The following is a 16,893-nucleotide window of genomic DNA, read 5'->3' as shown; positions in this document are numbered from 1 at the left end:
TCTCCCAATACCGTTGGATCAGTTGACGATCTGTCCGTCTCGCATCCGGACAACACGGCTCGCTTCGTCGGCCACCGTGGGGTCGTGTGTGCTCGCGACGACCGTGACGCCGAGCGTCGAACACAGGTCGCGCAGCATGCGCACCACCGTCTCCCCCGTGCGGTGGTCCAGATTGGCAGTCGGCTCGTCGGCCAGTACCAACGTCGGATTGCTGATCAGCGAACGCGCAATGGCGGTGCGCTGCTGCTCGCCGCCGGACATCTTGGTCGGCTGGTGATTGATCCGGTGCCCCAATCCGACCAGTTCGAGCAGTTCGGTGGCGCGCTTGCGCAGCGCCTTGCGGTCATACGGCTCGAACATCAGTGGTAGTTCGACGTTCTCGACGGCAGACAGGAAGGGGATCAGGTTGTAGCTCTGGAAGATGAACCCGATCGTGTCGTGCCGTAGCGCGGCGAACTGGCTCTCCGAGATCGTCGAGGTGTCCTGACCCGCGACGTGCACGGCGCCCTTCGTCGGGCGATCCAGGCCGCCGATGATGTTGAGCAGCGTCGACTTGCCACTTCCACTGGGTCCCATCAGGCAGACGAATTCGCCCGGCATCACCTTCAGCTCGACGGCGATGAGCGCCTTGACGACCTCGTCGCCCAGTTTGTGCAGCTTCCACACATCGGAGATCTCGATCACCGGCGCCGCGCCGGCTGATGCACCGTCGGCCAGCGCGACCGAATCGGTGGCGGATTCGTTGATGGCAGTCATGTCTTCCTATCCCGTGCTCAACGATCGGATGGGTGGGCGGGAGGCGGCATTCCAGGTGGGGACGACACTGGTGGCCAGCGCGGCGACCACACTGACCGCGACGGCGATGGCGGTCCCCAGCGCGAGGCCACCGATCGCCACCCCGGTCGGGACGAAGCCGACGGCCCCCAGCACCACTCCGGCGATCACCGCCAGCGCTGCGCCTCCGACGGCTCCCAGCAGGGCGGCGATGACGGGTTCGACGAGCAGCGCGATCACGACAGGTGTCCGGGGAATTCCGTTGGCCCCCAACACACCCAGTTCCCTGGTCCGCTGGGCCACCGTCCGGGTGGTGGCGACCGCCACCTCGACCACACCGACCAGCAACACGGTGACGGCGATGAGCACCACAACGGCACTGATCTCGTCGGCGTGGCCCAGCGATGCCGACTGGGCCCGGATCCCCTCCGACATCCCGAAGACGATGACGACCAGAAAGGCACCCGTGGCGGTGGTGATGGCGGGCAGGATCATCTCTCCGAGCCGGCGCCGCGCCGCCAGCCAGCCGTACGACAGTCCGTAGCGCATGGCTACCTGCCTCCCAAGAGGTCGACGGGCCGCTGTTGCAACAGCCGGTGCACCGGGATCAACGCTCCGACGATCGCCATGGCGGGGATGAAGGCGGCGACCATACCGGCGGCCTGTGCCCACGCGGTCACGGTCGCGATACCCGGAATCACCAGGGCGACAGCCGCTCCCGCACCCAGTACACCGACCAGATAGGCGACCACGAAGACGATGGCCGACTCGACGAGGAAGAAATACAGCACTTCGTCGGCGAGTCCGATACTCGACATGATGCCGAACTCCCGTTTGCGCTCGGCGACGGCGGCCAGGAAGGAGGACACGGCGATCACGAAGCCGAGGATGAGGCCGATGGTGGAGATGAGCCCCAGCGTGGACCCGGTCACCTTGCCGGAGAACAGCGCGGAGAAGTTCTGCTCGAAGGTCAGCGGTCCCACTCCGCCCACCGTGTCATAGATCAGTCCCGATCCGTTGCGGTCGGGCTGCACCGCCGGATCCGTGGTGGTGGGCAGCCCGGTCGCGGCGCCGAAGATCTGGGCCAGGTCGCGGCGCTTCTGCTCACCTTCTGGTGCGGTGATGGTCCACCACCCATTGTCACCCACCACGCTGTGCGCCAGATCGGTTGACACGGTGGCAGATTCCCCCGGGCCGGAGAGGTCCACCACGAGACTCTGTCCGCCGATCACCACGCGGTCTCCGGGGCCGACGCCCAGTCGGGTCGCGAGCTGCTCCCCCACCGCAGCGTGACCGGCGGCCACCGAGTCGTTACCGCGTACGGACACCGTCATACCGTTGACCGAGGTGGTACCGGACAGCGTCCGGACAGCCGACCAATCGGCGGGCACGACGGTGATGGCGGAGGCGGGGCCGTCGGCCACCAAGGCCAGAGCCGCGGTGTCATAGTGCACCCCGGCGGCCGGCACCACCCACAGCTGCGCGCCGCCGATCACATCGGTGACCGAATCCGCGCCTGTGATCGCGAAACTCGCGGCGATGGTGCGCACCACGGTGACGCATGCGATCGCCAGCGCGATACCGAGGACGGACAGGACGAATCGTTCGGGCCGGCGCTTGATGTTCGCCAGGGCGAACCGGACCAGGCACAGAAAGGTGTTACCGGACGCGGTGGCGATCTCCGGTGGTCGCGTGATCGTGAGTGGTGCAGCGGACTCCACGGAAGGGATGGTGGGCGCGCTGTGTTTCGTCGAAAGCCATCTGCGGTATCTGCCGCGTTAACGGAGACTGCTTGCGATTACAACAAGGTGTCTCGACGACAACGGATTTCGTCGTCGGATCAGAGAATCGCGGCCGCGATGATCAGTCCGAAGGCCAGATACGACGCCGCCACGACCAGCACTTCGGGGGTGAAGCGCTCCTCGGCAAGCACGCGGCCGATGTCGACACCCTTGATCACGCCGACCAGGCGGACCGAGAACGCTTGCGCGGCAATGCCCAGCAGGCCGAAGACCAGGGTCTTGATCAACCCGCCGACGAGATCACCGGTGGAACTGTAGATCGCCAGCACGATGATCAGTGCCATCGACAGGACTCCGGAGGCGGTGATGGCGGCGGCGTTGGGGCGTCCCGCTTGCACCAAGGCGCGCAGCGGACCGGGCGTGGTCCAGTCGATGACGAAGAAGCCCAGGACCATCAGCGCGATGCCGACGATCGTGTACAGCACGATCGCCGACGCACCGTGGCCGACGATCGACCAGTAGTCCGGCCCCAGGGCCGAGAGCGTGGCGCGGTTCATTGACGGATCCTTCCGGTCACAGCGGAATACGGTGGGGGACGAATGCGGCGCCGTCATCGGTGATGAGGCCGGAGGTCTCTCTGATGCCGAGCCCGGCGGATTCGTCGCCGACGATCCACGCACCCAGCGCGGGCCGCATATCGTCGAATTTCGGTAGTGGGTCCAGCAGTTGGTAGACGTAGCCCTCTTCGCCGTAGACGCCGCCGGTCTCCATATCCTGCCCCGCCCCGACCACGCTGATGTTCGCCCCTTCACGGCCCAGCTTGGGTTTGCGGACGTATTCGGTCAGCTCGTGCGGGCTGTCCAGATAGGCGGGCAGCAGGTTGGGGTGGCCCGGGTACATCTCCCAGAGCACCGCGAGGATGGCCTTGTTGCTCAGCAGCGTCTTCCACAGCGGTTCCACCCACATGGTCGACGGCAGCAGGTCCAGAGCGTGGCGCCCGAAATCGTCGTCGAGGATCCACTCCCACGGGTAGAGCTTGAACAGCGACGCGATGGGGGCTTCCTCGAGATCGACGAAGCAGCCCAGGTCCCGGTCGAACCCGATGTCCTCGATCGACAGGCCGACGGTGTGCAGGCCGGCTTCGGCCGCGCACTCCTGGATGTAGCCGAGCGTGACGTTGTCCTCACCGCTCGCGTCGGCCGAGGACCAGGTGAAGTGGGTTTCCTTGCCGGGCAACCGATCCCGGATCTCACCCCACCGCGCGACGAGGCGTTCGTGCAGCGAGTTCCACTGGTCGTCGGCGGGAAAGACGTCGGTCTTCCAGTGCCACTGCAGGATCGCGGCTTCCAGTAGCGAGGTCGGGGTGTCGGCGTTGTACTCCAGCAGCACCGGTGGCCGGCGTCCGTCGTAGCGCAGATCGAATCGCCCGTACAGGTGCGGATCGCTGCGGCGCCAGGACTTCTCGATGTGCTCCCAGGTCCACTCGGGCAGGCCGAAGTCTCGGTAGCGCTCCGCCAGCACCACGTGTTCTACGGCATCCAGGCACATCGAATGCAGCACCTCGACGGAGGCTTCCAGCGACAGCACCTCGTCCATATCGAAGACGTAGTGCACCGACTCGTCCCAGTACGACCGATCCGCACCGGCCGAATCACGCGCCGGGGTGCCGAAACACATGCCCTGCTCGGCCACGATCCGTTCCCAGCCCGGTCGCGGGGAACAGTGCTCACGGCGCATTCAGCTGCCCGAGCTTCCATGGCTGGACGAGCCGAAGCCACCGCGCGAGATCGACGATCCCGAACTCGTCTTGCCGGTGGTGCCCTTGGGGAGTTCGAGGGTGCCGCCCCGCGCCGTGGTCCCAATTCCGCCGTTGCTGCCGCCGTAGTAGTAGCGGTACGGCGAGCCGGCGAAGATAAACAGCCCGCCCGTGCCCGCGTGACCGCTGCTGCAGTAGCTGTCCGGCACCACCTGGTTGCTCCCGTCGGCGACACAGGTGGCCGAGACCGTGTCTTCGTGCAGTACCTGGTAGCCCAGCGCGATGGCCCCCACGACGCCGACGACGGCCACCGAGCCCATCAGGACTTTCTTCCCGGTGGCCGCGCGCTTCTCCGCGTTCTCGCGTTGCAGGGCGGCGAACTGTTCGGCGGCTTCGCGGGCCCGGCGCGCCTTATCGCGCTGACGGGCCTCGGCGACGGTGGGCGGCCGCGGTGTGGTCGAGCCGGGGTCTTGGTAGCGCATGGAACCCCGCGGCCCCGCTGGGCGCTCGGGCGCGTCGTCGGACCCGGATTCCATCCATCCCCCCAAATTTTTTTCCGCCCAGCGGCGTTCCCCGTCCAGCCGCCTCACAGCATAGAGCGGTCACTCCTGGATGCGGCCGAACGCCTGGGCCTCCTCGAGTTCGTAGGCCAGTTCCAGCAGGAGACGTTCCTGCCCGACCGGCGCCGCGAACATCATCCCGACAGGCAGGCCGTCGGCGGATTGGCCGAGCGGCAGCGAGATCGCCGGGTCCCCGGTGACGTTCTGCAGCGGGGTGAAGGCGACCCAGTCGATGAGCCGGTCGATGATCTGCTCATACGGGGCTGTCGGGTCGAGGTGCCCGATCCGGGGTGTCACGTCGGCGAGGGTGGGCGTGAGCAGGACGTCGTAGGAGGCGGCCAGCCGCGCGATGGTGCGGCGGGTCCGGGCCAGCCGGCCGATCACCAGCGGCATGCGCACCAGGTTGCGGCCGGCCAGCTGTTCCAGCCCGAGGGTCAGGTTGTCCAGTTTCGTCTTGTCGAAGCTGGGGCCGAACGTGCGCGGCCCACCGCGCACCAGGGCGAACGCCAGCAGCGACCAGTACAGCAGGAAGTCGTTCATGAACGACGCCGGCACCGGGTTGGCGATTTCGGTGACCCGGTGCCCGAGACTCTCCAGCAGGGCCGAGGTCTTCATCGTCACCTCGCGGATCTCCGGGCTGGATTCCCGCGCAATCGATTCGGTGCACACCGCGATGTGCAGCCGCCGGCTGCTGGGCCCGGTGACATCGCCGATGGGTGGCAGCTTCGGGTTCCGTTGCAGGCGCTCGGCCTCGCGGTAGTACGCGGCGGTGTCACGCACGGACCGGGTGAGCACCCCGTTGGCCACGATGCGCAGCGGCATCTGGCGCATCGCCTTGTCCAGCGGCAGCCGCCCACGGGACGGTTTGAGACCGACCAGTCCGTTACAGGCGGCCGGGATGCGGATGGATCCGCCGCCGTCGTTGGCGTGCGCGATCGGCACCACGCCGGCGGCCACGAAGGCGCCCGAGCCCGACGACGATGCCCCGGCGGTGTGGGCGGTGTTCCACGGGTTGCGCACGGGCCCGAGGCGGGGGTGCTCGGCCGAGGCGCTGAAGCCGAACTCGGAGAGCTGGGTCTTGCCCAGGGCGACCAGACCGGTGCCCAGGTAGCTGCGGGCGAAATCGCCGTCGGTGGGCGCCGGCCGCGGTGTCCAGGCGTCGGTGCCCTCCCTCGTCGGCATCCCGGCGACGTCGGAGTTGTCCTTGACGAACGTCGGTACGCCGCCGAAGAAGCCGTTACGGGGCGCGGCCGTGCGGGCTCGGTCGAACGCCGGGTAGGCCAGCGCGTTCAACGCCGGATTGACGGCTTCGGCCCTTGCGATCGCGGCCTCGACCAGTTCGGCCTGCGAGACGTCGCCGGCCCGCAGCGCGGCGGCCAGCCCGACCGCATCCAGATCGCCCAGGGCGTCGTCACCGAAGGCGTGCACACGTGTCATGAGCCCGACGGTACCAGTACGTACCACGTCGTCGGGAGGTTCCCGACGCAAAGAACCCCGCGTCGCGGAGGCGACGCGGGGTTCTTCTGGCCGCAACGGGCCGAGCTGTTACTGCTGGCCGACCTCGAACCGGACGAACCGGGTCACGGTCACGCCGGCCTCGTCGAGCAGCGCCTTGACGGACTTCTTGTTGTCCGACACCGACGGCTGATCGAGCAGCACGACATCCTTGTAGAAACCGGTGACGCGACCTTCCACGATCTTGGGCAGCGCCTGCTCGGGCTTGCCCTCCTCCTTGGCGGTCTCCTCGGCGATGCGGCGCTCGTTGGCGACGACATCGGCGGGCACCTCTTCACGGGTCAGGTACTTGGCCTTGAGCGCGGCGATCTGCAGGGCGACCGCGTGCGCGGCCTCCTCCGAGGCACCGGTGTACTCGACCAGCACGCCGACGGCCGGCGGCAGGTCGGCCGACCGCTTGTGCAGGTAGGTCTCGACCTGACCGTCGAAGTACGCCACCCGGCGCAGCTCGAGCTTCTCGCCGATCTTGGCACTGAGGTCCGCGATCAGCTGCTCGACAGTGGTGTCACCCGACTTGGCGGCCTTGAGAGCGTCGACGTCAGCGGCCTTGGAGGCGGCCGCGGCGGTGACGATCTGGTCCGCGAGTGCCTGGAACTCCGCGTTCTTGGCGACGAAGTCGGTCTCGGAGTTCAGCTCGATGAGCGCGCCGTCCTTGGCGGCCACCAAACCCTCGGCGGTCGCGCGCTCGGCGCGCTTGCCGACATCCTTGGCACCCTTGATGCGCAGCACCTCGACGGCCTTGTCGTAATCGCCGTCGCTCTCGGTCAGCGCGTTCTTGCAGTCGAGCATGCCGGCGCCGGTCAGCTCCCGAAGGCGCTTGACGTCGGCAGCGGTGTAGTTAGCCATGAAAGCGGTTCTCCTTGAACTGAGAAATCAGGAAGCGTCGGTGGTGGTCTCGGCAGCGGCTTCGGTGCCGGTGGTCGCGCCGGCCAGCAGCTCCTGCTCCCACTCGGCCAGCGGCTCGGCCGCTTCGGCCGCCTCGGTCTTGCCTGCGCCGGCACGGGCCTGCAGGCCCTCGGCGACGGCAGACGCGATGACCTTGGTCAGCAGCGCGGCCGAGCGGATCGCGTCGTCGTTGCCCGGGACCGGGTAGTTGACCTGGTCGGGGTCGCAGTTGGTGTCGAGGATGGCGATGACCGGGATGCCGAGCTTGATGGCCTCGTTGACGGCCAGGTGCTCCTTGTTCGTGTCGACGACCCAGATGGCCGACGGCACCTTCTGCATGTCCCGGATACCGCCGAGGCTGCGCTCCAGCTTGTTCTTCTCACGCGTGAGCATGAGGATTTCCTTCTTGGTGCGACCTTCGAAACCACCGGTCTGCTCCATGGCCTCAAGCTCCTTGAGGCGCTGCAGACGCTTGTGCACGGTGGAGAAGTTGGTGAGCATGCCACCCAGCCAGCGCTGGTTCACGTACGGCATACCGACCCGAGTCGCCTCAGCGGCGATGGACTCCTGGGCCTGCTTCTTGGTGCCGACGAACATCACGGTGCCGCCGTGGGCGACGGTCTCCTTGACGAACTCGTAGGCCTTGTCGATGTAGGTCAGCGTCTGCTGCAGGTCGATGATGTAGATGCCGTTGCGGTCGGTGAAGATGAACCGCTTCATCTTGGGGTTCCAGCGCCGGGTCTGATGCCCGAAATGGGTGCCGCTGTCGAGCAGCTGCTTCATGGTCACTACGGCCACGATGGTGCCTCACTTATATATCGGTTGTCGCCCGGCATCGGGTGATACCGGACCCTGGCGTCCGCTGCTGCCGGACCCGTTTCGGTTTCCCGAAGCGGGACCGCCCGGCAAGCTGGTGCAACCCTGGTTCCCGGAGGGAATGGCGATTGCAAAGCAGGCGCGCGAAGTCAGCCCACAAAAGTGAGCTGCGGGTAGCAGTTTACACCGTGGATACCGGTGCTTTTACCATCGCAGTTATCCACAGTCGGGCCCTCATCCACATTCTCCGGCGACCCGCTTCCCATACCGGCGGCGGGCCGCTGAACTGGGGTGATGAGGTTTCTCGTGGTGCTGTCGGCAATGCTTGCCGCGGCCGTCCCGGCGCACGCCGACAGCACCCGGCTGGGCTGGCCGCTGCAGCCCCGCCCGGCGGTCACCCGCGGCTTCGACGCCCCGGCACCCAACTGGAACCGCGGCCACCGCGGTGTCGACCTCGCGGGGGCACCCGGGCGGCCGGTCTATGCCGCCGGGCCCGGGACGGTGGTGTTCGCCGGCGAACTGGCCGGCCGGCCACTGGTGTCCATCAGCCACCCCGGCGGCCTGCGCACCAGCTACGAACCGGTGCGCGCGACGGTGCGGGCGGGCCAGCTGGTGGCCGCCGGAACCCCGATCGGTGTGCTGATCGCCGGGCATGTGGGCTGTCCCGCCGCGGCGTGCCTGCACTGGGGCGCGATGTGGGGCCCGGCCGCCCGCGCCGATTACGTCGATCCGCTGGGGCTGATCGCCGAGACACCCATCCGGCTCAAACCGGTCAGGCTCGTGGGTGTGCCTGGTCGTGGACCGCCCGCAGTCGCGCCACCGTGACATGGGTGTAGAGCTGCGTGGTGGCAAGGGAGGAATGGCCCAGGAGTTCCTGCACGATGCGCAGATCGGCGCCGCCCTCGAGCAGATGGGTGGCCGCGCTGTGCCGCAGGCCGTGCGGCCCGATATCGGGTGCGCCGTCGACCGCGGTCATGGTGTCGTGCACGACGGTGCGGACCTGACGCTGGTCGACCCGGCCGCCGCGGGCACCGAGGAGCAGGGCCGGCCCGGACTTCTCGGTGGCCAGCGCGGGCCGACCGTCGGTGAGCCAGGCCTGCAGGGCCACCGCGGCCGGCTGCCCGAACGGCACCGAGCGTTGTTTGTTGCCCTTGCCCAGCACCCGCAGCACCCGCCGCGACGTGTCGACATCGTCGATGTCCAGCCCGCACAGCTCGCTGACCCGGATACCGGTGGCGTAGAGCAGCTCGACGATGAGCCGGTCCCGCAGCGCGAGCGGATCTCCTTGCTGCGCACCGGAGTTGAGCGCCTCCAGCGCGTCGATCGCCTGGTCCTGGCGCAGCACCGCGGGCAGGGTGCGGTGCGCTTTGGGGGTCTGCAGCCGGGCCGCCGGGTCGGTGCGCAGCAGACCCCGGTGGCACGCCCACGCGGTGAACGTCTTGACCGCCGAGGTGCGCCGGGCCAGCGTGGTGCGCGCCGCCCCCGCACCGGCCTGCGCGGCCAGCCAGGAGCGCAGCGTGATCAGGTTCAGGCTGTCCAATCCGCCGCCGGTGAATTCGAACAGTGACCGCAGGTCACCGAGGTAGGCCCGGCGGGTGTGCGCGGAGCGGCCACGCTGAAGCTCCAGGAATTCGTCGAATTCCTCCAGAAGGGGCCCGATCTGCACTCCCCCACCGTGCTCAGCCGCACGGGCCCTGTCTAGGTGACGCGCCGCAGCGTGTCCGGGGTGAGATCCGCCAGTGACCGGTAACCGTCGATCGCCATGATCAGGTCGGCCTCGGCGAGCAGGGATCGCAAGACGTGCACCACCCCGTCGACGCCGCCGAGCGCCAGCCCGTAGGCGTACGGCCGCCCGACGCCGACCGCGGTGGCGCCCAGCGCGAGCGCCTTGACGATGTCGGCACCGCTGCGCACTCCGGAGTCGAACAGCACCGGCAGCCCGTCGGCGGCGGCCACCACGTCGGGCAGGCAGTCGATGGCGGGCAGGCCGCCGTTGGCCTGGCGGCCTCCGTGGTTGGAGCAGTAGATGCCGTCGACCCCGGCGTCGCGGGCGCGGCGCACGTCATCGGGATGGCAGATCCCCTTGACCAGCAGCGGCAACGTCGTCAGGGTCCGGAGCCAGGCCAGGTCGTCCCAGGTGACGCACTGGCCGAAGTTCTGGATCCAGCTCAGGATCGCGCCCTGTGGGTTCTCCTCCGGCGGCTGCGCGAGCCCGGCCCGGAACACCGGGTCGCTGGTGTAGTTGGTCAGGCAGTGCCCGCGCAACTGCGGGAAGTTCGAGGTGCTCAGGTCGCGCGGCCGCCAGCCGGGCACCCAGGTGTCGAGCGTGACGATGATGCCCTTGAACCCGGCGGCCTCGGCGCGGGCCACGAAACTCGCCGCCAGCTCACGGTCTTTCGGGGTGTAGAGCTGGAAGAAACCCGGGGTCTCACCGAATTCGGCGGCGACGGCCTCCAGCGGATCGGCGGTCAGCGTGGAGACCACCATCGGGACGCCGGTCCTGGCGGCCGCGCGGGCCGAGGCGATATCGCCGTGACCGTCCTGGGCGCACAGCCCGATCACCCCGATGGGCGCCATGAACAGCGGCGACGGCAGGGTCAGCCCGAACAGGTCCACCGTCAGGTCGCGTTCGGTGGCGCCGACGCACATCCGCGGGATCAGGCCCCAGTTCTCGAACGCGGTGACGTTGACCCGCTGGGTGCGTTCGTCGCCGGCACCCCCGGCCACATACGACCACAGCGACGGGGACATCGCCTTCTCGGCCCTGGCCTCCAGTTCGGCGTAGCCGATCGGCAGGGTGGGCACGACCCCGGAAAGGCCCTGGAAGTAGATCTCGAGCTGATAGTCGCCGAATGCCATGGGGTCAGTCTGACTGGCTCGCTTCGACTTTCGCCAGCTCCGCTTTCCACTGCCGGAAGGTCTCCTCGGTCCGCCCGCGCCGCCAGTACCCGGAGATGGACGCCCATTTGGCCTCGACACCGCGCTCTTTGCGCAGATAGGGCCGCAGATTGTGCATGACGGTCTGCGCCTCGCCGTGCACGAAGACCTGCACCTGACCGGGCAGCCATTCGGCGGCGCGCACCGCCGCGATGAGCGGCGCGTGGTCACCGGCGACCGAGTCGGGCACCTGATCGGCACGGCCGCCGCGGTGGATCCAGTGCACCGCGACACCCGCCGGGGCGGTCAGCTCCAGCTCGTCCTCGGGTCCGGCCACCTCGATGAAGGCCTGCCCGACCGCGGTCGGGGGCAGGGCGTTCAGTGCGGCGCTGATCGCCGGCAGTCCGGCTTCGTCGCCGGCCAGCAGGTGCCAGTCCGCGGCGGGATCCGGCGCGTAGGCCCCGCTGGGGCCCATCAGGTAGGCCGGCTGGCCGGGTTGGACCTTCGCGGCCCACGGGCCGGCCACCCCCTGCTCGCCGTGCACCACGAAATCGACTGTGATCTGGCGCTTTTCGGTATCGACACGGCGGACGGTGTAGGTGCGCACCGTGGGTCGCTGATCCTCGGGCAGCTCGTTGAAACTGTCCAGGGTGAGTGGTCGCGGGAGCCCGCTTACATCGGCACCGTCGGGCACGATGACGAACTTGACATAGGAATCGGTGAACGCGCTGGGGGTGAAGGTGTCAAAACCCTGCCCCGCCCCGGAGCCACCGAGCACCAGCCGGATCATGTGCGGAGTCAGCTGCGTGGAGCTGATCACCTCGAAGGTATGGACCGGACGTCCCGCCACAGTGCCTCCCCGTTCTGTTAGACGATCTCCGCACCACTGTACGAGTGGCCGGTCGGCGGCGGTCGGCTACGCCGACGTGGACCGCGACACGATCCGCCACCTGCCCTCCTTTCGCTGCACCAAGCCCGACACCTCGAGCAGCGCCAATGGCCCGAGGACCGACTCCGCGGGAAGGGCAGCATCGACCGCGATCTCCTCGAGGCTGCGATAACCCCGCGCCGGCAGCGCCTCGTACACCAGCCGCTCGGGCCGGGACAGCCCGTCCAGTGCTGCGACCGGATGTTCGGGCTCGTCGGCAAACTCCCCGGCCTTGCCCACGATCTCGACCAGTTCGTCGGGCCGGTCCACCAGCAGCGCCGTGCCCCGCAGCAGCACATGACACCCCGCTGACGCGGAGGACGTCACGGGTCCGGGCACGGCGCACACCACTCGTCCCATCGCCGCGGCCCACGAGGCGGTGTTGGCCGCGCCGCTGCGCAGCCCGGCTTCCACCACGACGGTGGCGCGCCCGAGCGCGGCCACCAGACGATTGCGGGCCAGGAAGCGGAACCGGGCCGGACGCACGCCGGGTGGGTACTCGGTGAGCAGCAATCCGGTCTGTGAAATCCGGTGCAGCAGAGCCGAATGACCGCTCGGATACGGCACATCGATACCGCCGGCCAGCACGGCCACCGTGCAGCCCTCGGCGGCCAGCGCCGCCCGATGTGCCGCGCCGTCGATCCCGTAGGCGCCGCCCGAGACCACCGCCACATCGTGTTCGACGAGCCCGTCCGCCAGGGTCGCCGCCATGTGTTCGCCGTAGGCGGTGGCCGCCCGGGTGCCGACGATGGCCGCGGCGCGGTCGGCGATATCGTCCAGGCGCGCGGGCCCGATCGCCCACAGCACCATCGGCACCCGCCCGTCCTGTTTCTTCCTGACGTCTTCGGCCCCGAACGCGGCGAACGACAGGTACGGCCACTCGTCATCGTCCGGCGTGATCAGCCGGCCGCCGCGACGATCGAGCAGCGCCAGATCGTCTGCCGAGCGGTCGATATCCCGGCGCCCCGCCACCGCATCGGTCAACGACGGCGGCTCCGTGCCCGACCGTATCCTCGCGGCCGCCTCGACCGGACCGTGCACGCCGACGTACTCGGTCAGTGCGGGACAGGGTGGTTCGGTCACGCGGGACAGATAGGCCCACGCCCGCCGGGTCTGGTCATCGGCCATCGTTGACCACCTCATCGCGGAAGCTCAGCGCCGTGCCCACGTCCACCACCGTCGGAGATTCCTTGCCCGCCAGATCGGCGATGGACCATGCGACCCGCAAGGTTCGGTCGACTCCGCGGACGCTCAACGTGCCGCGATCGAGCGCCGTGCGCAGCGGTGCCATGGCCTCGCGGCTGAGCCGGAACGCGCGCCGCAGGATCGGCCCGGGCACCTCTGCGTTCGTCCGCACCCCGACGGCCTGCCATCGGTGCGCCGCGGCGGCCCGGGCGTTGGCCACCCGTTCCCGGACCACCGCGGTGGGTTCGGGGACCTGGTCGCCGAATGCCCCGCCGCGCACCTGATGCATCTTGACGCGCAGATCGACCCGGTCCATCAACGGGCCGGACAGCTTGCCCAGGTAGCGCCGCTTCACCGCGGCCGGGCACACACAATCGCGGGGATTGGCCGGTGCACAAGGACATTCGTTGGCCGCGAGAATGAGCTGGAACCGCGCCGGGTATTTCGCGACCCCGTCGCGGCGGGCCAGCCGGATCTCGCCGTCCTCCAGGGGCGTCCGCATGGCTTCCAGCACGCTGGTACCGATTTCGGCGCACTCGTCGAGGAACAGCACGCCGCGGTGTGCCCGGCTGACCGCACCCGGGCGGGCCATACCCGAACCACCACCGACCATGGCCGCCACACTGGAAGTATGATGCGGCGCGATGAACGGCGGCTCGGTGATCAACGGCGTTGCCCCGGTCAGCAACCCGGCCACCGAATGAATCGCCGTCACCTCCAACGCCTCCTGCTCCGTCAACGGCGGCAACAAACCCGGAAGCCGTTGCGCCAACATCGTTTTACCGATCCCCGGCGGACCCGACAAAAACAGATGATGCGCACCGGCGGCAGCCACCTCGACCGCATACCGGGCCTGGGTCTGCCCCACCACATCCGCAAGATCAGCCACCACCGCCGGCGCAGGCGCCACCGTCTCCAGACGACCGGCCAACCCACCCTTGCCCGCCAACCACGCCTGCAACTGACCCAACGTGCGCACACCCCACACCTCGATACCATCCACCAGGCTGGCCTCGGCGAGATTCTCCTCAGGCACCACCACCACCGGCCACCCCTCGTTCTTGCCCGCCCACACCGCCGGCAGAATCCCGGTCACCGGCCGCACCCGACCATCGAGCGCCAATTCCCCCAGCAGCAAAGACTTTTCCAGCCGCGGCCAGTCCTTCTTCCCGTGCGCGGACAACACCGCAGCCGCCAACGCCAAGTCGTACGCCGAACCGTTCTTGGGCAACGTCGCCGGCGACAACGCCAACGTCAACCGCGACATCGGCCAGGTATTGCCACAATTGGTGATCGCCGCACGCACCCGATCCCGCGACTCCTGCAACGCCGCATCCCCCAAACCCACCAGATGCACCCCCGGCAGACCCGAGGTGATATCCGCCTCGATCTCCACGATCACCCCCGCCACCCCACGGATCGCCACCGAAAACGCCCTCCCCAGCGCCATCAGCCGACTCCCCGCACATGCGCCAACTCCGGCACCCGGGTCCGCCCGATCCGCACCCCCACCACATCGATGCGCACGCCGGCCCAACTGCCCCGCTGCTGCGCCAACCACACCCCGGCCAACCGCCGCAACCGGCGCACCTTGGCCGGCGTCACCGCCTGCGCCACCCCACCGAAAGCATCACTGGTCCGCGTCTTGACCTCCACGAACACCACCGTGGAACCATCCGCCGCGATCACATCCAACTCGCCGTAACGGCACCGCCAATTACGTTCCAGCACCCGCAAACCCAAGGCCTCCAGGTGCGCCACCGCCAACCGCTCCCCCAACGCACCGATCTCGGCGCGACTCCATGTCTCCATGAACCCCAGGATCGACCGCACAACCGACAACAACGCCCACGCCGGCACCCACAACAGCTAGTTATCCACAGTCACCGATTCATCCACAGGCGCCAGCCGAAACCAGCCGGTTACCAGGCGAGTAACTGCGATGTCGACGCCCGGGCGACGGAGGCGAACTCACCCAGCGCCGAGACGTTCGTCCCGGCCGGGAGCACCGTGGTCAGCTCCTCGGCCAGCATGCGCAATGACCGCGGTGACGGTTTGTCCACGTCCACCAGCAGCAGGTATCTGTTCGTTTCCCGGATACCCGTGGAGCTCAGCAGTTCCGAAGCGAGCACATTGCCGGCACGGCCGGCAGCTCGTCGCGGTAAGGACTCCAGGAACGGCTGCACCGACGCGAGCACCATGTCGTGCTGTTCACCCAGTGGGCCGTCCGCTGCCATGTCGATCGCGATCACCCACGTGGTCATCCCGACCACGTTAGGGTGGCCGGCTTCTAGGAAGCTGAGTAGGCGGGTACTCGGTTTCAGGCCAGCGCGTCGAACGCCCGTCTGGCCGTCAGGCCAGCGCGTCGAACGCCCGTCTGGCCGTCAGGCCAGCGCATCAAACAGCGCCGCCAACTTGCCCGGCGACACCGAGACACCGCACTGGCTGCGCAGCGAGGTCAGCGGGCGAGCGATGTTCTGCAGGTCCAGGAACTCGCCGGGGTGTCCGGTGAAGTAGCCCCTGATCGCCGCGGACGCATCACCGGTCTCCTGATTGCCTGCGGCGGTCAGGACGTCATTGGCGCCGGGATGCGCATCGAGGTAGCTCCCCGCTTGCGCGAGCACGCCGCTGGCGGTGCTGGCCAGACCGCTCGCCGAACACGGGTCGGCCGCGGCCGCGGTCGGGGCCGTGACGCTGGCGAAAACGGCAGACGCGCTGAACAGGAGGAGGGCAATCGGCTTCATCGCTCGATCCTATGGATTCGCCGGGCAACCCCGCACCCTTTGCGCGGAGCGGCCCGCGTGTCCCGGGACTTGTCGGACCGCCGCGCTACGTTGCGCCCATGACTTTCGATATGGAGTCCTACGTCGACCTCGACCTCCCCACCAGGCGTTCACCCGGCGGCGGCTCGTTCGATGCTGATGCGGCCCTGGATCTGGTGACCGAGTTCTGCATCTCGCGGGATGTGTACCTGGGCACCAAGTACTCGGTCATCCCGCAATTGGACCGGGCGCTGCGGATCGCGTCCCTGATCGGGCCGGACAGGCGATGGTCCCGGATCGCACGCTGGTCGGGAAATGACGATACCGGCGCTGCCCCCGGTGCCATCGTGCCGAATGATCTGCGGGACATCCTCTACAGCCGCTTCGTTGCTGCCATGCCCGATGCCCGGTGGCTGCCACCGATCAGCGTGGTGTCCGTGAGCAGGTGGGCCCGGTTCTCGCAGTCGATGCGCCGCGCCCGGGACCTCGATCTGGGCTGGATCGTCCCGATTCACCGGGAAGTGCTTCTGGTGCCGATGCCGACGGTCCGCTACGCCGACGGCAGTGCCGGTGTGCTGCACGACGATACCGGCCGCCCGGCCATCGAATGGTCTGACGGATCCGGTATCTACTATCTGCGCGGCACTGAATTCGGTGAATCGGTCTACCGGCGGATCGTCGACCGTGAGATGACCATCGAGGCCGTCGCCGCTCTCCAGAACGCGGATCAACGGTCGATCGCGTTGCGCTACCTCACTTTTGAGCAACTCATCAACGGGTCTGGTGCACAATTGGTCGACACCGATGTCAGCGGCGCTCGACTGTATCGCCTGCCGCTGCCCCCGCGGCTGGCCCGGGACCGGCCTCCGGGCTACGGGCAGTTCGACTATTTCGTCCACACCTGCGATACCGGCCATCCCGCATGTCCATTCGTCGACTGGGTTGAGCCACGAAGTGGCCTGCGATACAAGGCTGAATCCAGCGAGGCCTGAGCACCCGGGATCACGCCACGGACAGTGACTCCGAATCGAAGTTGAGGGCGCCGAGGAGTATCCGTACCGGCACCGGTATGTTACTAAGGGCAGCCTCAACT

Annotated in this window: 19 protein-coding genes; 2 read left to right on the top strand and 17 right to left on the bottom strand. The window is 68.3% G+C overall.

The genetic code is table 11. The features are described from left to right. Nucleotides 1–18: 18 nt before the first annotated feature. From FHU31_RS11815 to rpsB, 9 genes are all read right to left on the bottom strand, one after another. A complete protein-coding gene (locus FHU31_RS11815) occupies nucleotides 19–756 on the bottom strand; it encodes an ABC transporter ATP-binding protein (RefSeq protein ID WP_167158476.1) in 738 nt (245 codons plus the stop codon). Nucleotides 757–762: 6 nt separating this feature from the next. After that, the gene (locus FHU31_RS11810) at nucleotides 763–1,323 is read right to left on the bottom strand and encodes an ABC transporter permease (RefSeq protein ID WP_167158474.1); all 561 of its coding nucleotides are present in this window, start codon (nucleotides 1,321–1,323) and stop codon (nucleotides 763–765) included. A 2-nt stretch (nucleotides 1,324–1,325) separates the two neighbouring features. Continuing rightward, the gene (locus FHU31_RS11805) at nucleotides 1,326–2,495 is read right to left on the bottom strand and encodes an ABC transporter permease (protein ID WP_263988028.1); all 1,170 of its coding nucleotides are present in this window, start codon (nucleotides 2,493–2,495) and stop codon (nucleotides 1,326–1,328) included. 119 nt (nucleotides 2,496–2,614) lie between these two features. Beyond that, nucleotides 2,615–3,073 carry a DUF350 domain-containing protein gene (locus FHU31_RS11800; protein ID WP_167158472.1) on the bottom strand — a complete coding sequence of 153 codons (459 nt, stop codon included), beginning with the start codon at nucleotides 3,071–3,073 and terminating at the stop codon, nucleotides 2,615–2,617. A gap of 16 nt (nucleotides 3,074–3,089) precedes the next feature. Continuing rightward, the gene (locus tag FHU31_RS11795) at nucleotides 3,090–4,253 is read right to left on the bottom strand and encodes a glutathionylspermidine synthase family protein (RefSeq protein WP_167158470.1); all 1,164 of its coding nucleotides are present in this window, start codon (nucleotides 4,251–4,253) and stop codon (nucleotides 3,090–3,092) included. Next, complete coding sequence (locus FHU31_RS11790) at nucleotides 4,254–4,754, bottom strand: hypothetical protein (protein WP_234901186.1); 501 nt, start codon at nucleotides 4,752–4,754, stop codon at nucleotides 4,254–4,256. Between the two features lie 120 nt (nucleotides 4,755–4,874). Then, nucleotides 4,875–6,269 (bottom strand): amidase, encoded by a 1,395-nt coding sequence (locus FHU31_RS11785; RefSeq protein WP_167158465.1) that lies wholly within the window; start codon nucleotides 6,267–6,269, stop codon nucleotides 4,875–4,877. Between the two features lie 108 nt (nucleotides 6,270–6,377). Continuing rightward, nucleotides 6,378–7,193, bottom strand: a complete 816-nt coding sequence (gene tsf / locus FHU31_RS11780; protein ID WP_090356821.1) for a translation elongation factor Ts — start codon at nucleotides 7,191–7,193, stop codon at nucleotides 6,378–6,380. Between the two features lie 27 nt (nucleotides 7,194–7,220). Further along, nucleotides 7,221–8,030 carry a 30S ribosomal protein S2 gene (gene rpsB, locus FHU31_RS11775; protein ID WP_090356822.1) on the bottom strand — a complete coding sequence of 270 codons (810 nt, stop codon included), beginning with the start codon at nucleotides 8,028–8,030 and terminating at the stop codon, nucleotides 7,221–7,223. 312 nt (nucleotides 8,031–8,342) lie between these two features. On the opposite strand from rpsB, the gene FHU31_RS11770 reads away from it, so the two are divergent. After that, nucleotides 8,343–8,873, top strand: coding sequence for a M23 family metallopeptidase (locus tag FHU31_RS11770; RefSeq protein ID WP_167158463.1), 531 nt, complete (start codon nucleotides 8,343–8,345; stop codon nucleotides 8,871–8,873). On the opposite strand, the gene FHU31_RS11765 is transcribed toward FHU31_RS11770, so the two are convergent. The 8 genes from FHU31_RS11765 to FHU31_RS11730 form a co-directional block, all read right to left on the bottom strand. Then, complete coding sequence (locus FHU31_RS11765) at nucleotides 8,821–9,708, bottom strand: tyrosine recombinase XerC (protein ID WP_167160930.1); 888 nt, start codon at nucleotides 9,706–9,708, stop codon at nucleotides 8,821–8,823. The two genes, FHU31_RS11770 and FHU31_RS11765, sit on opposite strands and share 53 nt — an antisense overlap. A gap of 38 nt (nucleotides 9,709–9,746) precedes the next feature. Continuing rightward, nucleotides 9,747–10,907 carry an alpha-hydroxy-acid oxidizing protein gene (locus tag FHU31_RS11760; RefSeq protein WP_167158461.1) on the bottom strand — a complete coding sequence of 387 codons (1,161 nt, stop codon included), beginning with the start codon at nucleotides 10,905–10,907 and terminating at the stop codon, nucleotides 9,747–9,749. A gap of 4 nt (nucleotides 10,908–10,911) precedes the next feature. Beyond that, complete coding sequence (locus FHU31_RS11755; RefSeq protein WP_167158459.1) at nucleotides 10,912–11,775, bottom strand: siderophore-interacting protein; 864 nt, start codon at nucleotides 11,773–11,775, stop codon at nucleotides 10,912–10,914. 66 nt (nucleotides 11,776–11,841) lie between these two features. Next, entirely contained in the window at nucleotides 11,842–12,981 is a 1,140-nt protein-coding gene (gene dprA / locus FHU31_RS11750) for a DNA-processing protein DprA (RefSeq protein ID WP_167158458.1), read from the bottom strand. Then, a complete protein-coding gene (locus FHU31_RS11745; protein ID WP_167158455.1) occupies nucleotides 12,971–14,488 on the bottom strand; it encodes a YifB family Mg chelatase-like AAA ATPase in 1,518 nt (505 codons plus the stop codon). The genes dprA and FHU31_RS11745 overlap by 11 nt, the downstream gene beginning before the upstream one ends. Then, entirely contained in the window at nucleotides 14,488–14,850 is a 363-nt protein-coding gene (locus tag FHU31_RS11740; RefSeq protein ID WP_090357278.1) for a YraN family protein, read from the bottom strand. The genes FHU31_RS11745 and FHU31_RS11740 overlap by 1 nt, the downstream gene beginning before the upstream one ends. 110 nt (nucleotides 14,851–14,960) lie before the next feature. After that, nucleotides 14,961–15,302 (bottom strand): hypothetical protein, encoded by a 342-nt coding sequence (locus FHU31_RS11735; protein WP_167158453.1) that lies wholly within the window; start codon nucleotides 15,300–15,302, stop codon nucleotides 14,961–14,963. 120 nt (nucleotides 15,303–15,422) lie between these two features. Then, complete coding sequence (locus FHU31_RS11730) at nucleotides 15,423–15,782, bottom strand: heme-binding protein (RefSeq protein WP_167158451.1); 360 nt, start codon at nucleotides 15,780–15,782, stop codon at nucleotides 15,423–15,425. 98 nt (nucleotides 15,783–15,880) lie between these two features. On the opposite strand from FHU31_RS11730, the gene FHU31_RS11725 reads away from it, so the two are divergent. Then, nucleotides 15,881–16,792, top strand: coding sequence for a DUF6745 domain-containing protein (locus FHU31_RS11725; RefSeq protein ID WP_167158449.1), 912 nt, complete (start codon nucleotides 15,881–15,883; stop codon nucleotides 16,790–16,792). Nucleotides 16,793–16,893 lie beyond the last annotated feature (101 nt).

The sequence above is a fragment of the Mycolicibacterium fluoranthenivorans genome (assembly GCF_011758805.1).
GTDB classification, from domain to species: Bacteria; Actinomycetota; Actinomycetes; order Mycobacteriales; family Mycobacteriaceae; genus Mycobacterium; species Mycobacterium fluoranthenivorans.
The sequence above is the reverse complement of the archived record's forward strand: the minus strand, read 5'-3'. Positions and strand labels throughout refer to the sequence as shown.

Bases quoted from the DNA above. Each gene is read 5' to 3' on its own strand.
- FHU31_RS11815 (WP_167158476.1), bottom strand. From the start codon at position 756: ATGACTGCCATCAACGAATCCGCCACCGATTCGGTCGCGCTGGCCGAC.
- FHU31_RS11810 (WP_167158474.1), bottom strand. From the start codon at position 1,323: ATGCGCTACGGACTGTCGTACGGCTGGCTGGCGGCGCGGCGCCGGCTC.
- FHU31_RS11800 (WP_167158472.1), bottom strand. From the start codon at position 3,073: ATGAACCGCGCCACGCTCTCGGCCCTGGGGCCGGACTACTGGTCGATC.
- FHU31_RS11795 (WP_167158470.1), bottom strand. From the start codon at position 4,253: ATGCGCCGTGAGCACTGTTCCCCGCGACCGGGCTGGGAACGGATCGTG.
- FHU31_RS11790 (WP_234901186.1), bottom strand. From the start codon at position 4,754: ATGCGCTACCAAGACCCCGGCTCGACCACACCGCGGCCGCCCACCGTC.
- FHU31_RS11785 (WP_167158465.1), bottom strand. From the start codon at position 6,269: ATGACACGTGTGCACGCCTTCGGTGACGACGCCCTGGGCGATCTGGAT.
- tsf (WP_090356821.1), bottom strand. From the start codon at position 7,193: ATGGCTAACTACACCGCTGCCGACGTCAAGCGCCTTCGGGAGCTGACC.
- FHU31_RS11770 (WP_167158463.1), top strand. From the start codon at position 8,343: ATGAGGTTTCTCGTGGTGCTGTCGGCAATGCTTGCCGCGGCCGTCCCG.
- FHU31_RS11760 (WP_167158461.1), bottom strand. From the start codon at position 10,907: ATGGCATTCGGCGACTATCAGCTCGAGATCTACTTCCAGGGCCTTTCC.
- dprA (WP_167158458.1), bottom strand. From the start codon at position 12,981: ATGGCCGATGACCAGACCCGGCGGGCGTGGGCCTATCTGTCCCGCGTG.
- FHU31_RS11745 (WP_167158455.1), bottom strand. From the start codon at position 14,488: ATGGCGCTGGGGAGGGCGTTTTCGGTGGCGATCCGTGGGGTGGCGGGG.
- FHU31_RS11740 (WP_090357278.1), bottom strand. From the start codon at position 14,850: ATGGAGACATGGAGTCGCGCCGAGATCGGTGCGTTGGGGGAGCGGTTG.
- FHU31_RS11735 (WP_167158453.1), bottom strand. From the start codon at position 15,302: ATGACCACGTGGGTGATCGCGATCGACATGGCAGCGGACGGCCCACTG.
- FHU31_RS11730 (WP_167158451.1), bottom strand. From the start codon at position 15,782: ATGAAGCCGATTGCCCTCCTCCTGTTCAGCGCGTCTGCCGTTTTCGCC.
- FHU31_RS11725 (WP_167158449.1), top strand. From the start codon at position 15,881: ATGACTTTCGATATGGAGTCCTACGTCGACCTCGACCTCCCCACCAGG.